At 59.7% G+C, this 15,214-nt stretch carries 17 protein-coding genes; 4 read left to right on the top strand and 13 right to left on the bottom strand.

Annotation, left to right across the window (positions count from 1 at the left end; genetic code table 11):
* Nucleotides 1–45 precede the first annotated feature (45 nt).
* The 9 genes from tolB to ruvC all read right to left on the bottom strand — a co-directional run bounded on the left by tolB (nt 46) and on the right by ruvC (nt 6,996).
* On the bottom strand, nt 46–1,365 hold the full coding sequence (tolB, locus tag ACR0D6_RS12680) for a Tol-Pal system beta propeller repeat protein TolB (RefSeq protein WP_170651395.1): 1,320 nt from the start codon (nt 1,363–1,365) through the stop codon (nt 46–48).
* Nucleotides 1,362–2,447 carry an energy transducer TonB gene (locus ACR0D6_RS12675; protein ID WP_480765758.1) on the bottom strand — a complete coding sequence of 362 codons (1,086 nt, stop codon included), beginning with the start codon at nt 2,445–2,447 and terminating at the stop codon, nt 1,362–1,364. The genes tolB and ACR0D6_RS12675 overlap by 4 nt, the downstream gene beginning before the upstream one ends.
* Before the next feature lie 9 nt (nt 2,448–2,456).
* Nucleotides 2,457–2,930 (bottom strand): protein TolR, encoded by a 474-nt coding sequence (gene tolR / locus ACR0D6_RS12670; protein ID WP_480765757.1) that lies wholly within the window; start codon nt 2,928–2,930, stop codon nt 2,457–2,459.
* 1 nt (nt 2,931) lies between these two features.
* On the bottom strand, nt 2,932–3,627 hold the full coding sequence (gene tolQ / locus ACR0D6_RS12665; protein WP_170651392.1) for a protein TolQ: 696 nt from the start codon (nt 3,625–3,627) through the stop codon (nt 2,932–2,934).
* Between the two features lie 107 nt (nt 3,628–3,734).
* A complete protein-coding gene (ybgC, locus tag ACR0D6_RS12660; RefSeq protein ID WP_480765756.1) occupies nt 3,735–4,118 on the bottom strand; it encodes a tol-pal system-associated acyl-CoA thioesterase in 384 nt (127 codons plus the stop codon).
* Nucleotides 4,118–4,738, bottom strand: a complete 621-nt coding sequence (locus ACR0D6_RS12655) for a hypothetical protein (protein ID WP_480765755.1) — start codon at nt 4,736–4,738, stop codon at nt 4,118–4,120. Before ACR0D6_RS12655 ends, ybgC begins: the two co-directional genes overlap by 1 nt.
* 59 nt (nt 4,739–4,797) lie before the next feature.
* On the bottom strand, nt 4,798–5,817 hold the full coding sequence (gene ruvB / locus ACR0D6_RS12650) for a Holliday junction branch migration DNA helicase RuvB (protein WP_170651388.1): 1,020 nt from the start codon (nt 5,815–5,817) through the stop codon (nt 4,798–4,800).
* Nucleotides 5,818–5,824: 7 nt separating this feature from the next.
* The gene (gene ruvA / locus ACR0D6_RS12645) at nt 5,825–6,502 is read right to left on the bottom strand and encodes a Holliday junction branch migration protein RuvA (RefSeq protein ID WP_480765754.1); all 678 of its coding nucleotides are present in this window, start codon (nt 6,500–6,502) and stop codon (nt 5,825–5,827) included.
* Nucleotides 6,499–6,996, bottom strand: a complete 498-nt coding sequence (ruvC, locus tag ACR0D6_RS12640; protein WP_480765753.1) for a crossover junction endodeoxyribonuclease RuvC — start codon at nt 6,994–6,996, stop codon at nt 6,499–6,501. Before ruvC ends, ruvA begins: the two co-directional genes overlap by 4 nt.
* Before the next feature lie 333 nt (nt 6,997–7,329).
* Between ruvC and ACR0D6_RS12635 the strand changes: the two genes are divergently transcribed.
* A complete protein-coding gene (locus ACR0D6_RS12635) occupies nt 7,330–7,542 on the top strand; it encodes a DUF1127 domain-containing protein (protein WP_170651385.1) in 213 nt (70 codons plus the stop codon).
* Nucleotides 7,543–7,640: 98 nt separating this feature from the next.
* On the opposite strand, the gene ACR0D6_RS12630 is transcribed toward ACR0D6_RS12635, so the two are convergent.
* The 4 genes from ACR0D6_RS12630 to ACR0D6_RS12615 form a co-directional block, all read right to left on the bottom strand.
* On the bottom strand, nt 7,641–7,985 hold the full coding sequence (locus ACR0D6_RS12630; RefSeq protein WP_480765752.1) for a hypothetical protein: 345 nt from the start codon (nt 7,983–7,985) through the stop codon (nt 7,641–7,643).
* A gap of 96 nt (nt 7,986–8,081) precedes the next feature.
* On the bottom strand, nt 8,082–8,960 hold the full coding sequence (locus ACR0D6_RS12625) for a 50S ribosomal protein L11 methyltransferase (RefSeq protein ID WP_480765751.1): 879 nt from the start codon (nt 8,958–8,960) through the stop codon (nt 8,082–8,084).
* A 66-nt stretch (nt 8,961–9,026) separates the two neighbouring features.
* Nucleotides 9,027–10,259, bottom strand: coding sequence for an MFS transporter (locus ACR0D6_RS12620; RefSeq protein ID WP_170651382.1), 1,233 nt, complete (start codon nt 10,257–10,259; stop codon nt 9,027–9,029).
* Between the two features lie 80 nt (nt 10,260–10,339).
* Nucleotides 10,340–12,535, bottom strand: a complete 2,196-nt coding sequence (locus tag ACR0D6_RS12615; protein WP_480765750.1) for a primosomal protein N' — start codon at nt 12,533–12,535, stop codon at nt 10,340–10,342.
* Nucleotides 12,536–12,626: 91 nt separating this feature from the next.
* Between ACR0D6_RS12615 and fsa the strand changes: the two genes are divergently transcribed.
* From fsa to ACR0D6_RS12600, 3 genes are all read left to right on the top strand, one after another.
* Complete coding sequence (gene fsa / locus ACR0D6_RS12610) at nt 12,627–13,280, top strand: fructose-6-phosphate aldolase (protein WP_480765749.1); 654 nt, start codon at nt 12,627–12,629, stop codon at nt 13,278–13,280.
* 201 nt (nt 13,281–13,481) lie between these two features.
* A complete protein-coding gene (locus ACR0D6_RS12605) occupies nt 13,482–14,189 on the top strand; it encodes a DUF484 family protein (protein WP_170651379.1) in 708 nt (235 codons plus the stop codon).
* Entirely contained in the window at nt 14,186–15,106 is a 921-nt protein-coding gene (locus ACR0D6_RS12600; RefSeq protein WP_480765748.1) for a tyrosine recombinase XerC, read from the top strand. The genes ACR0D6_RS12605 and ACR0D6_RS12600 overlap by 4 nt, the downstream gene beginning before the upstream one ends.
* The last annotated feature ends 108 nt before the right edge of the window (nt 15,107–15,214 follow it).

The following is a 15,214-nucleotide window of genomic DNA, read 5'->3' as shown; positions in this document are numbered from 1 at the left end:
TCACAGCGACCGGACCTTGTGAACGCTGCCGGTCACCGGGCCAGATCAATTCTGCAATGGCGACCACGAGGGGTCGCTGGCCCCATCCGGCGTTCGTACAGGTCGCAAGTTCCGTCCGGTGATGTCCACCGAATACAGCGAGGACCGTCCGCTTGCCCCCTGTGTTTCCCGCGAGAACATGATGACCCGACCGTTGGGCGACCAGGTTGGCCCTTCGTCAAGGAACGAGGCCGTCAACAAGCGTTCCTCGCTGCCATCCGTGCGCATCACGCCGATGTGGAACCGACCCTGATTCTGCTTGGTAAAGGCCACCAGATCACCACGCGGTGACCAGACCGGCGTTCCATAGCGCCCCTGACCAAAGCTGATGCGGGTCGCCTCACCTCCGTTGGCGGACATGATGTAAAGCTGCGGCGTTCCCGAACGGTCGCTTTCAAACACGATCTGCGTTCCATCCGGCGAATAGCTTGGCGCGGTTTCAATCGCCGGCGTGTTGGTCAGGCGCGTGCTCTGACCGGATGCCAGATCCATTTTCCACAGGTCGGTATTTCCGCCCTGCGTCAGCGAATAAACGATCGAGCGGCCGTCCGGCGAGAACCGTGGCGAAAAGCTCATCGTGCCTTCCTGTGTGTTCAGAACCTGCCGCTTCACCCGTCCGACATCCAGAACATAAATGCGTGGCGTGCCACTTTCATAGCTGGTGTACAGCAGCCGGTCGCCAGAGGGTGAGAACCGGGGCGCCAGAACGATTGCTGCGCTGTCGGTCAGGTACTGAACGTTTGCCCCGTCATAGTCCATGATCGCCAGCCGCTTGCGCCGCTGATCCTTCGGCCCGCTCTCCGAAACAAAGGCCACGCGGCTGTCGAAATAGCCCCCTTCGCCGGTGATCCGGCTATAGACCTGATCGGCCACCTTGTGGGCCATCCGACGCCAGCCATCAGTGGTTCCGGCAAATTGCAGCCCGTCTCCCATCTCCTGACCCGAAAAGACATCCCATACCCGGAACCGAACCGTCAGGCGCTTGCCCGAGACGTTGACGGCGCCAGTGACCAGAGCCTGCGCGTTGATGGCCTTCCAGTCTGCAAACTGAACCGGCGCGTCGAAACTGCTGACACGGCTGATGAATGCATCTGATGATATTTCGCGAAACAGTCCCGTTCCGGTCAGGTCCGCTGCGATGACCCGGGAAATATCGTTGGCATATTGCGTTGCCGCCGGGCCGTCAGGGACGAAACTGGGCACCGCGAAAGGCAGCGGCTCGATCACGCCCTCGTCTATCTCAATTCGAAGCGGCGTGTTTTGTGCATAGGCCGGAGCCATCAACAGCGTCATGCCAACAAAGAGGCTGGTCAGAAATTTCATCATTTGATCCGCATCCTCTCGGGATTGAATGTCATTTCAATATCCTGCCACTGAGCAAATTTGTCAGCAGGCAGGTCATATCCTTTTGCACCGCACCGAATAATTGCGCGACGCGCTGCCCCAAACGCCTGTTGTGCGGCCCCGGATGATCCGCCGGAGCTGCTGAGCAGACGAATACTCTCATTGATCGGGGTGCCGTCACGGTTCATTGCAACGCTGACAACCACGGTTGTCTTCAACGCGTCCGTCGAAAGAGAGCCAACATTCCAACAATTCGAAACCGCGACGCGCAGCGCGTCTTTTTCGCCGCCAGTCAGCGGCGGGCCTGAAGGTTCGGCTTCGGGCTGTGTTGCTTCCCCCTCCAAAGCCGCTCTCACCGCGTCGTTCGTGTCGATTACCGGCACCTCTGCCACTTCGGTTTCGGCAGGTGCCGGAGGTTGCGGTCGACGAACCTGCGGGCGCGGCGAGCGTTCAGGGGCCAGATCATCACTTTCTTCGGCTTCGGTCACGATCTGATCCGTTGCTTCCTCGGGCGCGGTCTGTTCCTGCTGATCCTGCTGCGTCTCGGCCCCTTCGTCCTGTGACACCGGAGGGGTTTCCACATCATCCGGCTTCACATCCGGCGGTGGCGGGGCAACCGGCTGCGGTGCGACTTTGTCAGCTGGGCGAGGATTGGCCTCGGGACCGGGCGGAACCGGAAGGGCGGCCACCTGAGTGTCGGGCTCATCCAACGCCGGGGGTTGGTCAATCACCTCCGGTTCAGGGGGTGCCACAACCGGCTCGGGTTCGACCTCCGGCTCAGGTTCGGCGGGAACCACGGGATCGGGACGGGACTGTTCGTCCTCCACCGGTTGCGGCGCATTCACGTCCTCGGCAGGTTCCGGGGGCTGTTGCAGGTCAGGTAGCGCATTCGTCACATCCGGCACCTGCTGGGCCGCAGTCATCGCCGCAAATTCCTCAGCCGAAATCACGGATACATCCTGCGTGTCGAACGGCAGCGGTTCGGATCGGAACGTACCGCCAAACAGCGCCCATCCGACCAGTGTCACATGGGCAATCGCCGAGATCTTGGTGCCGGTCTGCAAATCGCGGCCTCACTCTCCACCTTCGTCCAGCGTCGGCCCGCCCGTATCTGTCACCAGACCCACATTGGAAAACCCGCCCGAATTGAGCGCCCCCATTACCTGCATCACCTGCGCATAAGGGATGGCGCCGTCGGCGCGCAAAAACACCCTGTCACTTGTTCGTTCAGCCGCAATTGCGCGCAGTTTGCCAATCAAATCTTCGCGCGCGACATCCGTTGTCTGGATCTGCACGCGGCCATCGGCGGTCAGCGTCACGGTCAGCGGCTCTTCGTTATCACCGGGCAGCGCATTTGCCGCCGTCTTGGGCAACTCGACCGGAACACCGACCGTCAACAGAGGTGCAGCCACCATGAAAATGATCAGCAGCACCAGCATGACGTCCACAAATGGCGTCACGTTGATTTCGGCCATTGGCTGCGCCCGGCCCCGCCGCCTGCCACGCCGGCGTCCGTTGCCCCCGTTCTGCTGTACCGCCGCGCCCATGTCAGCCGTCCAACTGACGCGACAGGATCGTGGCAAATTCGTCGGCAAAGGCTTCATACCCCGCGACGATGCGATCACTGTCCGCGCTCAGCTTGTTGTAAAAGATAACCGCCGGAATGGCCGCCAAAAGACCAAGACCAGTAGCCAGCAAAGCCTCGGCAATACCCGGTGCGACGACAGCCAGATTAGTGTTCTGCTGCTCGGCAATCTCGATAAACGCGTTCATGATGCCCCAGACCGTACCGAACAGTCCGATAAACGGCGCGGTCGAGCCCACTGTCGCCAATACTGGCAGACCCTTTTGCAAAGTCTCGGCCTCTTTTGCGATGGCAACATCCATCGACCTGTCGATCCGCGCCTGCGCCCCGGCGATCATGCCGCCATCGTTCCGATGTGATCGTCGCCATTCGATCATGCCAGAAGCAAAAATCTTTTCCGAACTGCCATCGGGCTGAGTGCCAATCTGTTCAAACAGCTCATCCAGCGGATTACCGGACCAGAAGCTCTCATCAAAGTTCTGCGCCTCACGCCGCGCGGCGCGGTAGTTGATCAGTTTTTGGACAATGATGGCCCAGGACCAGAAGGATGCGATCAGTAGGATCAGCATCACCACTTTCACGATAAAGGTTGCGCGGGCAAACAGCCCCCACATGGAGAAATCGATCTCCTGCGCCAGCGCCAGCGTTTCAGCTTCCATAAACCTGCTCTTTTTTGCCTGATGGCCGTTCATTCAGCCTTGTTTTGCCGAACGCTAACGCAGATTGGGCCGAAAAGCCAACAGAACCACCCCCATGGGCCAAATTGTTACTTCAATGCGCGAATCTCTGCCGGAAGGCGGATCGGCTTGCCCTCGCTGTTGATGCAAACCGCCGTCACAGTGGCTCGGAAAATCTCGGTCTCACCCCGCAGGACCAGTTGCGCCATCGTCAGCCGAACGCCGGACATCGACACCACCTCGGTCTCGACAATCAACTCATCGTCGAATTTTGCCGGGGCCAAATATTCGGCCTCGACCTTACGCACGACCCAGACAATCCCCGTCTCGCGCATGGCGTTCTGGTCATTACCCAGATTGCGCACCCAATCGGACCGGGCGCGTTCGATGAACCGAAGGTAATTCGCGTGATAGACGACCCCGCCCATATCGGTGTCTTCGTAATACACGCGGATCGGGAAGGTGTGTTTCACTATGGACGCTCCAAACGGGCAAACAGACGCAATGCATGTGAAGCGTCATGGGCCACGGCTGGCAAGACCGGATCGTATGCGGACCGAATTAACGCTGCGATATCCGGGCGCAGAACAGTCGTGTCCGCCGCAACCGCCAGAGGAGACTTTTCACGAAATGCGCTATCGCTCCAAAGCAGAACGGTCTGCACAACCTGACTCAGAGCAAGCGTCTCGGCCGGAATCTTCGACAGCTCTTCATCCATCTTAAGGAATACGAAGGCCGCTTTGATCGCGCCAACTTCGTCAAACCGAAACACGCGATACTGATTGGCCTTTGCCTCGATCAGACGTTCAACCAAAGGCCCAAGATCCGCGATCAGGCGATCAAGATCGGGCACCTCAAGAAGCTCCTGCCATTCACGAAAAAAGAAGACCATGCAGTTGGCCCCCAGTTCCGGATCAGTTTCGGCCATTTTGTGCCCGGCCAGCGCCACCACCGCCTCAAAGGCGCCTTTGACGACCGATAGCGTCTGATCCTCGACCCCAAAAACGATCGGCACGATTGGCCGCCCCCAGCGGGCAAACAGAAACTCACCGCTTTCGCGCGTGAACAGCGCCTCAATCTCTTCCGGTGTCACGTTGCTTCCTCTTGCCTCAAATATTCCCGCCAGAGGCATAAAATCTTCGGCGCGCCGCTTCAACCAAAGAGATCGCTTTGCCGCTTGGGCATTGCCATACCCAGATGCGCCCAAGCCTTTTGCGCCAGCATGCGCCCGCGCGGCGTTCGCTGGATCAGCCCTTGCTGAAGCAAAAAGGGCTCAATCACTTCTTCCAGCGAGTCCCGGCTTTCGGACAGGGCAGCAGACAGCGTTTCAATACCGACCGGGCCGCCGGAGTAGTTTTCTGCGATCAGGCGCAAGTACCGCCGATCCGCTCCGTCCAGACCAAGATTGTCAACGCCAAGCCGCGTCAGTGCCCCATCCGCCAGCTCGCGCGTTATCCGGCCATCGCCTTCGACCACGGCAAAGTCCACGACCCGGCGCAGCAAACGACCAGCGATCCGGGGTGTTCCGCGTGATCTGCGTGCAATCTCACGCGCACCTTCATCGTCGGCAGGCGCCCCCAGCTTGCGCGCGTTTCGGGTGACGATCTCGTGCAATTCGTCGACAGTATAAAACTGCAACCGTGTCGGTATGCCGAACCGATCCCGAAGGGGAGTGGTCAGCAAACCCATCCGCGTGGTGGCACCAACCAGGGTAAACGGTTGCAATTCGATCCTTACCGTCCGGGCCGCCGGACCCTCGCCAATTACAAGATCCAGTTCGAAATCTTCCATCGCGGGATAGAGGACTTCTTCCACTGCCGGATTCAGCCTGTGTATCTCGTCGATAAACAGAACATCGCGCGCCTCGAGGTTGGTCAGGATCGCAGCCAGATCGCCCGCCTTGGCCAGAACTGGCCCTGACGTCATGCGAAAATTCACCCCCAGCTCGCGCGCAATGATTTGCGCCAGCGTGGTCTTGCCCAATCCCGGCGGGCCGTGAAACAACGTGTGATCCATCGCTTCATCCCGCTTGCGAGCGGATTGAATAAAGACCCGCAGATTAGCGCGCGCCTCGGCCTGTCCGATGAATTCATCCAGCCCTTGCGGACGCAACGCGCGATCATTGTCTTCAGGCAGCGGCTCGGGTCTCAGGGCGGGGTCCGCGTCAACCATCAATCACTCAACCTTTCGGAGCCAGAAGTTTCAGCGCAGCGCGGATGAGGTCCGCCTCGCCCGCATCCGGCAGATTGGCCGCAGCTTCGGCCACCGCCGAGGCTGCATCGGACGGACCGTATCCCAGATTAGACAGGGCCGAAAGCGCGCCAGCCGAGGCCGCAGCGCTACCAGACGCCGGTTGCGGCGCACGCCTTGGGGCCGGGGCCGCATCCACCACCTCAACAACTTCCGGCGCGGGTCCGTCCATGGCCTCGGCAACCGTGCCACCCATCGCCATGACACCCGGCGCCTTGTCCTTGAGGTCCAGCACAATCCGCTGCGCCGTCTTGGGCCCGACACCCTTGGCCGCCTTGACCGCACCCCAGTCACCCAGCGCTATGGCCCGGCTGACACCATCCGGCCCCAGCGCCCCCAGAATGGCCAGAGAAACCTTGGCGCCCACCCCCTGCACGGAACACAAGAGCCGGTGCCATTCCTTTTCGACCAGCGAAAGAAATCCGTATAGCTGCATCAGATCTTCGCGCACGACCATGTCGGTATATAGGGCGACGGTTTCGCCCACCCCCGGAAGCGCGGCCATCGTCCGATCCGAGCAGTAGACCAGATATCCGACACCACGAACATCGATCAGAATGTGATCCGCCGCCCGATAATCCAGCCTGCCGGTCAGTTTTCCGATCATGCCCGCACCTCTTTCAATCGCGTTTGTTGTGCCTTGCCGTAATAGGCGTGACAGATCGCAATCGCCAGCGCATCTGCAGCATCGGCCCCCTTGGGCTGACATCCCGGCAATTGCAGCTTTACCATATGCAGGACTTGTTCCTTTTCGGCGTGACCGACACCCACAACTGTTTTCTTGACCCGGTTCGGAGCATACTCGCCCACCGGCAAGCCGGCTTTCGCCAGTGTCAGCAAAGCAACACCCCGGGCCTGACCCAGCTTGAGCGTCCCCGCCCCGTCCTTGTTCACGAAGGTCTGTTCGATGGCGGCCTGATCGGGCTGATGCGCGGCAATCACTTCGACAATCTGATTGTGCAGCGACAGCAGCCTCTCGCCCAGATCGTCCCCGTCCGAGTGGCACAGCCCGTTCGCAACGTGACTCAATCGGCTGCCATGCGATTCGATGACGCCCCATCCCAGGGTTCTCAGCCCCGGATCAATGCCCAGAATCCGCATTTTTTGCCTCGGCCTGCTCGGGTTTTGTGACTTTTTTCATGCACTAGCACGAAACATGAACATTTTCCAAGCAATTTGACACGAGGGCAAAAACGACACGGGTTGTTCCAACGCGACAAAACCGGTCACTTCCCGACATGGAATATCCTGAATCCGACCAAGTTTATGAAGATCAATTTACCAATAAATTAAGGGGTCTTAACCCTCGGCGAGCCTTGCAAAAATCGCATAGGACACATGCATTTTCATCTCTTGTGAAACAAAAATGACATCACTAGATGCCCGTCAGATCGCAAGATCGAAACGTTGACACAAACCAGAAGGAAACAGGATATGGCTGCACTGGACACCACCCGCACCACCACTGGCTCGTTCGGCCTCGTTGGCCGTATCGGCGCAATTTTTGCATCGGTCGTAAACACCGTTGTTGAATGGAACGATGCCCGCGTAACCCGCAACGCGCTGAACGGTCTGACTGACCGCGAACTGGATGATATCGGCCTGTGCCGCGGCGATATTGATATCGTGGCCGAAGGCCGCCACTAAACGCACCACTCACAAAGTTGCCCTGCAACAAGGGGCTACTGAAACACCGCGGGCTATTCGGCACGCGGTGTTTTATTATCTCCGGACAGTTATTAGGTTCAGGGCAGAACTTTGCCCAACTGGGCCGCCAAAAAGCCCGATACCGGCTCGGTCTGCATCACCCATGCCCCTGCCTTTTCGACTGACGTTCCATCATTCAGCCGCGAGACCCGCGCCTCGTAGGATGTTGTGCCCAGACTGGCCATCAAAAATGCCTTGAAGGCAAAAAAGCATAAAACACACAAGACCAGAAACCGCATCGGGATCGCCGACCGCACACGTTGCGGTTTCATCACCACCAGACCATCCGGGCGCATCTGGGTGCGATAGCCCCGGCTCATCTTTTGATGTTTCTTTGCCAGGCGACTCACGCGCTGGTCGAATTCCAGTTGTTTCCCTGTCATGGCAGCCTCCGAAAACCGCCCCCCTACGAATCTAGGACGGTAGACAGAGAATGCGTCAAAAGAGGGGCAAAAAACCACAAAGCTCCTCAAAACGACCTAAATTAAGCCTTCTTTCCTTAAAACCAGCGTTGTCCACTCACCAATCTCACCCTTATCGACCAGATTGACGCCATTTTCGGAATAAACGGAAATGACTTCAGCCGCCTGTTCGTTAAGGATTCCCGAAAGGATCGCGTATCCTTCGGGGCGCAGGTTCTGCGCAATTTCGGGGGCGAGCGCGATCAGAGGCCCTTTCAGAATGTTGGCGAAAATCAGGTCATAGGGGGTATTGGACTGCAAATCCGGGTGATCGAACCCGGCCGCTTCGATGCACCGGACGGTCCCTTCCATCCCGTTTGCGCGCAAATTTGCCTCGGCAACGTCTACGGCCACCTGATCGATGTCACTGGCGATGATATCTCCATCCCAGACGCGCGCGGCAGCCATTGCCAAAACGGCGGTACCGCAGCCGATATCGGCCACTTTGGATGCCGTGAAACCGCCACTCAGCAGGTGGTCCAATGCCTTGAGGCAGCCCAGTGTCGTGCCATGGTGGCCGGTACCAAAAGCCATCGCAGCCTCGATCAGCAACGGGATGCGCCCCTCGGGCAGCTTGTCGGCGTCGTGACTGCCGTAGACAAAGAACCGCCCGGCCTCGACCGGGGCCAGCTCTCGGCGTACGTGGGCGACCCAGTCCGTTTCGGGCAGCTCGGACACCACAAACGGCTTGGCTTCGAACGCGGCGGCCAGTACGGCCAGCGCGGTTTGATCCGGTTCTTCCGTGAAATAGCCGCCGACCTCCCACAGGCCCGATCCGTCTTCGACCTCGAACACGCCAACGCCGGTGGGTTCCGGGTCCAGACGTTCCATCGCTTCGCCCAGACCTTCGGCGGCCTTTTTGCCGGTCAGAGTGGTAAGCGCGGTGAATGTGGGCATGGGGGCCTCCTGTCTCAGTTGCCACAGCGCCTAGGGCCATGGGCAACCGAGGTCAAGCCGTGCCGCCTATTCCGCAGGCGCCGGGGCGTATTTCGACAGGATGGTCTCGTTGCCCGGCTCCGGGTGGCGCGGGATCAGCAGGGACAGGGCCAGCGATACCATCGCCATGGCGGCAGCCAAGGCAAAGACCGCACCGGGTGAGACCACCCATAACAAACCCAGCAAGGCAGGCAGGAATACGGCGGCGATGTGGTTGATCGTGAACGCGACTGCAGCCGTCGGCGCGATATCAGCCGGATCGGCGATCTTCTGAAAATAGGTCTTCAACGCCAAGGCCAGCGCGAACAGCACATGATCGATCACATACAAAGTCGCCGCCAGAACCACGCCCCAGCCAAACCAGTAAATACCGCCATAAGCTGCAAAGACGATAGCCAAACCGGCATATTCAAAGATCAGCGTACGGCGTTCACCGAACACCGAAACCGCTTTGCCCAACAGCGGTGCGGCCATCATGTTAATCATCAGGTTGATCAGGTAAAGGCCGGTCAACTCGTGCACTTCGAACCCGAATTTCTCGACCATCATGAAGCCCGCAAACACGACAAAGATCTGCCGCCGTGCCCCGGCCATGAACTGCAGTGCGTAATACAGCCAGTAGCGGCGGCGCAGCACGATTTTCTTTGTCTGCGGCGTGGGCGCATCAAATTGCGGATAGGCGATCAGGCAGAACAGGGCCAACAGCACTGTAACCCCGCCTGCAGCCATGAACACGAAGTTATACGACAGATCGAAACGATCCCAGGTTAGCACAATCAGGCCATACACAACCGCCGTAGCTGCCGAACCCATGGCCACCAGCCAGCCCAATACCTGCGGAGCCCGATCCTTGGGCAGCCATTGCAGCTGCAAAGACTGGTTTACCGTTTCGTAATAGTGAAACCCGATTGAGCTGAAGAGCGTGACAAACAGCAACCCGCCAAGGCTGGGGAACCACGCGGTCACAGCGGTGGCCACCCCCAGCATCATCAGCGAGATCATCGCCAACACCTGTTCGCGGATGAATATGATCACCGCAATCACACCCACGGCCAGAAAACCGGGGATTTCCCGCACCGTGTGAAGCAGGCCGATATCCGCGCCATCGAAACTCGCCACCTCGATGACAAAGTTGTTCAACAGCGCACTCCACGCGTTGAAGGCGATGGGCATGGTCAGCGCCATCACGAACAGGAGCGTCACAGGTCGGCGCCAGAACGGAAGGCTCTGCGCCTCGGAAAGCGGCATGGGTTTCAGCATGGGACTCCGTCTACGCCCATTTTCCGGCTTTGGCGAGGGGGAAGCACACCGTGCACAGCCACCCTGCGTGAATGCAGACGTCAGTAGAAACTCTGCGGATCGATATCCACCGTCAGGCGAATGTCACCTTTCAGACGCAACGGTGCGATCCAGCGTGCAATGGCGTCCTGAATTGGTGCGCCCTTGGGCGCCTTGACCAGCAGGCGAACCCTATGCCGCCCCCGGATGCGTGCAATCGGCGCCGGGGCCGGGCCGAAAACCTGCGCGCCGATTTGGCGCAAGGGCGCATCATTGCGCGCCATGGCGTTGCCGATGTCGAAAACCGGGCCGACCTCGGGGCCGGACAGGACGATCCCGGCCATACGGCCAAAGGGAGGAACACCCGCCGCCTGACGCCCAGCGGCTTCGGCCTTCCAGAATCCTTCTTCGTCACCCGACAGGATCGCCCGGATCACAGGGTGCTCAGGCTGGAAGGTCTGCAACAACGCCTGACCCGGTTTATCCGCGCGGCCGGCACGGCCAGCCACCTGTCGCATCAACTGGAATGTCCGCTCGGCCGCGCGCAGGTCCGCGCCGTGCAGGCTGAGATCGGCGTCGATGACCCCCACCAGCGTCAGTTTGGGAAAGTTGTGCCCTTTGGCCACCAGCTGCGTACCGATGACGATATCTGCATCACCCTGAGCAATCTCTTCGATCTTTGCCTTCAGCGCCCGCGCCGAGCCGAAAAGATCAGAGCTGAGCATGGCGATCTTCGCCTCGGGAAATGTCGCCTCAGCCTCTTCAGCCAGCCGTTCGATCCCCGGCCCGACTGGTGCCAGTTTGCCTTCGACCCCGCAGGACGGACATTCTTCGGGCATCGGTTTGGTTTCGCCGCATTGGTGGCACATCAGGCGCTTCAGGAACCGGTGCTCGACCATCCGCGCATCGCAATGATCGCACGCGATCTGCTCTCCACAGGCCCGGCACAGGGTCACCGGCGCATAGCCACGGCGATTGATGAACAGTAGCGACTGCTCGCCCCGCTCGATGCGTTGCCGCACGGCCTGCCGCAAAGACGGAGAAATCCACGTCCCCGGCTGCATCTGTTCGGCCCGCATGTCGATGGGCTTCATCTCAGGCAGTACTGCCTCTCCAAAGCGCGCGGTCAGGTCCAGCCGCTCATATTTGCCTGCCTCGGCATTTGCCCAGCTTTCCAGCGACGGCGTCGCGCTGGCCAGAATGACGCGCGCGCCACAGATGGCCGACCGCAGAACAGCCATATCGCGTGCGCTGTAATGCACGCCATCTTCCTGTTTGTACGAAGTATCGTGTTCTTCATCGACAACGACCAGACCCAGATTGCGAAACGGCAGAAACAAGGCCGACCGCGCGCCCACAACCAGTTGCGCATCTCCCTGACCGACCATCCGCCAAACCCGACGGCGTTCAGTCATGGTCGCGCCTGAATGCCATTCCGCCGGACGTGCGCCAAACCGCGCCTCGACCCGGGTCAGGAACTCGGCGGTCAGGGCAATCTCGGGCAACAGAACCAGCGCCTGCCGCCCCATTCGCAGCGCCTCGGCCACGGCTTCCAGATACACTTCGGTCTTGCCGGACCCGGTGACGCCTTTCAACAGGGTCGTGCCATAATCGCCTGTCCGCTGCCCGGCTTGCAGCCGCGCCACCGCCTCTGCCTGATCCTCGGTCAGATCCTTCCCCGGCAAATCCGGATCAAGATGCGGATAAGGCAGATCACGTGGACTGTCCTCTTCCCTTACTGCGCCTTGTTTCACCAACCCTTTGACAACCGAGGATGTCACCCCTGCCTGCTCGGCCAGTTCCTTCAGCGTAAAGGCAAGCCCGCCATAGTCGCGCAAGACCTCCAACACGCGGGTCCGTGCGTCGGTCATCCGGTCAGGTTCACCCTTACCCAACCGATATATCTTGCGCATCGATGGTGGGTCGCCCAATCCCGGCGCGCGGGTCGCCAGCCGCAGCATCGCGGGCATCGGTGTCAGCGTGTAGTCGGCCACCTTGCCCAGAAACACGCGCATCTCTTCGCGCATCGGTGCAACCACAAGCACCCGGATCACCGACCGGGCCTTGCTGAGGTCAAAGCCCCCCTGCCCTGGCCCCCAGACCACGCCCAACACCTTTCGCGGCCCCAAGGGGACCTCGACAAAGGCACCCAGAAAGCACCCGCCCTCGGGCGCTTTGTAGTCCAGCGTCCGGTCCAGCGGCTGGGTGGTCAGGACCGCCACCAGTTCGCCTTGGTCGAAATACTCCTGACTGCTCAATGCGCGCCTTTCCTTGGCAGGGGTTTCGGCAGGTGTTTCTTTGAGGTAAAGGCATCCGCAACCAAGGCCAACCCATCAAAGGACTGCCCTCATGAAATTCTTCGTAGACACAGCCGAGATCGACGCCATTGCCGAGCTCAACGATCTGGGCATGGTGGACGGTGTTACCACCAACCCTTCGCTAATCCTGAAATCGGGTCGCGACATTCTGGAAGTGACCAAGGAAATCTGTGATCTGGTCGACGGGCCGGTCTCGGCCGAAGTGGTCGCAATCGAAGCCGAGGACATGATTGCCGAAGGCCGTAAACTGGCAAAGATCGCCCCCAATATCGCTGTCAAGGTGCCGCTGACATGGGCCGGCCTGAAAGCGTGCAAGACGCTGACCGACGAAGGTCAGATGGTCAACGTGACCCTGTGTTTCTCGACCAATCAGGCGATTCTGGCGGCCAAGGCTGGCGCAACCTTCATTTCGCCCTTCATTGGTCGTCTGGACGACATCAATCTCGATGGAATGGACCTGATCGCCGATATCCGTCAGGTCTATGACAATTACGGGTATGAAACCGAAATCCTCGCTGCTTCGATCCGCACGGTGAACCACGTAACCGACAGTGCCCGCATCGGCGCCGACGTGATCACGGCGCCGCCCGCCGTAATCAAGAAGCTGGCTGATCATCCCCTGACCGACAAGGGTCTGGAAACTTTTCTGGCTGACTGGGCCAAGACAGGTCAGAAAATCCTCTGATATTCAGAGCAACCGCGCGGTGCCGTCAGGTACCGCGCCCGGCCCAACTGCCTTGCCTGATCTCTGATCGGGCCAAGCAGGCGGGAGCTTTTGTGTTCTGATTGCAATGGCCAACCAATACCACGAAGTACGGAAAATTTTACCGAGTCAAAGCGGCCAACTCATGCTATAAGTTGCCGCAACAACAAAATCGGACACAACATGAGCAGTAGCCCGACACTCAAAGACGATCTGCGCGCCGCTATTCTGGCCAAGCCGGATGCGATTCTGGACGACAAGGATCTGATGCAGGCGCTTGTCGCCGCCAATGAGCGGGCGATGGGCGAAAACATCATCGATTTGCGCGGCATCGCCATGGAAAGGCTGGAAACACGGCTGGACCGGCTTGAAGACACGCATCGTTCAGTGATCGCCGCGGCTTACGAAAATCTGGCAGGAACCAATCAGGTTCACCGGGCCATTCTCCGCCTGCTCGAACCGATGCAGTTCGAGGATTTTTTGCGCGCACTTGGCACCGATGTGGCCGAAATCCTGCGCGTGGACCGGATCACTCTGGTTCTTGAAACCACGCTTGAACACGAAGATCCCTCCATCAACACGCTGGACGGTGTGCTGACGGTGGCCGAACCCGGTTTTATCGACAGTTATCTGACCTACGACCGCGGTCGCCCGGCGCGGCAAGTCACGTTGCGCGAAATCCAGCGGGCTACACAAAAAGTCTATGGCGGCCTGTCGCAGCAACTGCGCTCCGAAGCTTGCCTCAAACTTGACCTCGGCAAGGGTCGGCTGCCCGGCATGATCGCCATGGGCTCGCGTGATCCGGGGCACTTTACACCACAACTCGGAACTGACCTTCTGTCATTTTTTGCAGGTGTCTTTGAACGATCGATGCGCCACTGGCTGTCATGAGCCTGATCTCACCAGCCTGCCGTGACGCACTTGAACGGTGGCTGGACGGCCTTGGGGCACTTTCGGGCCGGTCTGAGAATACACAAAGCGCATATCGTGGCGACGTCGCTGAGTTTCTGTCTTTCCTGACGCTGCACAAAGGCGCGCGCGAAGGTCTTGGTGCGCTTGAAACGGTTACCGTATCCGACATGCGCGCCTGGATGGCGCAGCAACGCGGATCGGGGGTCGGCGCCCGGTCGCTTGCACGCAAACTTTCGGCCGTCAAAAGTTTCTACAGGTGGCTGTCCGAACGCGAAGGGTTCGAACCAACCGCCGTTCTGTCCACCCGATCCCCGAAATTCACGAAGAAGCTCCCCCGCCCTCTGGCCGAGGACGCGGCGCAGACAATGATCGAAACGATCGAAATGCAATCCGCTTCGGATTGGGTGGCGGCGCGGGACGTCGCGGTCGTCACCTTGCTCTATGGTTGCGGGCTGCGCATTTCCGAAGCACTTTCGCTGGCCGGACGCGATGCGCCGCTGCCCGCCACACTCAGAATCGTTGGCAAAGGCGGTAAGGAAAGGGTCGTTCCGGTGCTACCGGCAGCGCGGGATGCAGTGGATACCTACCTGCGGCTTTGCCCTCATCCCATGGCTCCGCAGTTGCCGCTTTTCCGGGGCGTACGCGGCGGTGCGCTGAACCCAAAGGCGATCCAGTCGGTCATGGCCAAAGCCCGCATGCAGCTTGGGTTGCCCGCGACCGCGACACCCCATGCCATGCGGCACAGCTTTGCGACACACCTGTTGTCGGCAGGTGGTGACTTGCGAGCGATACAGGAGTTGCTGGGACACGCCTCACTGTCGACAACTCAGGCCTATACCGCAGTCGATACCGCGCGTCTGATGGAAGTGTATAACCGCGCGCATCCAAAGGCGTAGATCGGCAGACCTGTCGCCGTCGGGTCATGTTTCAGTCTGAAAATCCTACAAAAACCGATATTTCGATGCCCCCGCCGCAAAAGCCGGGCTTTTTGCTTTGCATCTCGG

This window comes from Ruegeria sp. BJ6 (genome assembly GCF_056537885.1).
Note: the sequence above shows the minus strand (reverse complement) of the source record. Positions and strands in the feature narration are given on the sequence as shown.

What these genes read in the sequence shown, in the direction of transcription:
- tolB (WP_170651395.1), bottom strand. Translation starts at nt 1,365, where the DNA reads ATGATGAAATTTCTGACCAGCCTCTTTGTTGGCATGACGCTGTTGATG.
- tolR (WP_480765757.1), bottom strand. Translation starts at nt 2,930, where the DNA reads ATGGGCGCGGCGGTACAGCAGAACGGGGGCAACGGACGCCGGCGTGGC.
- tolQ (WP_170651392.1), bottom strand. Translation starts at nt 3,627, where the DNA reads ATGGAAGCTGAAACGCTGGCGCTGGCGCAGGAGATCGATTTCTCCATG.
- ruvB (WP_170651388.1), bottom strand. Translation starts at nt 5,817, where the DNA reads ATGGTTGACGCGGACCCCGCCCTGAGACCCGAGCCGCTGCCTGAAGAC.
- ruvA (WP_480765754.1), bottom strand. Translation starts at nt 6,502, where the DNA reads ATGATCGGAAAACTGACCGGCAGGCTGGATTATCGGGCGGCGGATCAC.
- ruvC (WP_480765753.1), bottom strand. Translation starts at nt 6,996, where the DNA reads ATGCGGATTCTGGGCATTGATCCGGGGCTGAGAACCCTGGGATGGGGC.
- ACR0D6_RS12635 (WP_170651385.1), top strand. Translation starts at nt 7,330, where the DNA reads ATGGCTGCACTGGACACCACCCGCACCACCACTGGCTCGTTCGGCCTC.
- ACR0D6_RS12630 (WP_480765752.1), bottom strand. Translation starts at nt 7,985, where the DNA reads ATGACAGGGAAACAACTGGAATTCGACCAGCGCGTGAGTCGCCTGGCA.
- ACR0D6_RS12625 (WP_480765751.1), bottom strand. Translation starts at nt 8,960, where the DNA reads ATGCCCACATTCACCGCGCTTACCACTCTGACCGGCAAAAAGGCCGCC.
- ACR0D6_RS12620 (WP_170651382.1), bottom strand. Translation starts at nt 10,259, where the DNA reads ATGCTGAAACCCATGCCGCTTTCCGAGGCGCAGAGCCTTCCGTTCTGG.
- fsa (WP_480765749.1), top strand. Translation starts at nt 12,627, where the DNA reads ATGAAATTCTTCGTAGACACAGCCGAGATCGACGCCATTGCCGAGCTC.
- ACR0D6_RS12605 (WP_170651379.1), top strand. Translation starts at nt 13,482, where the DNA reads ATGAGCAGTAGCCCGACACTCAAAGACGATCTGCGCGCCGCTATTCTG.
- ACR0D6_RS12600 (WP_480765748.1), top strand. Translation starts at nt 14,186, where the DNA reads ATGAGCCTGATCTCACCAGCCTGCCGTGACGCACTTGAACGGTGGCTG.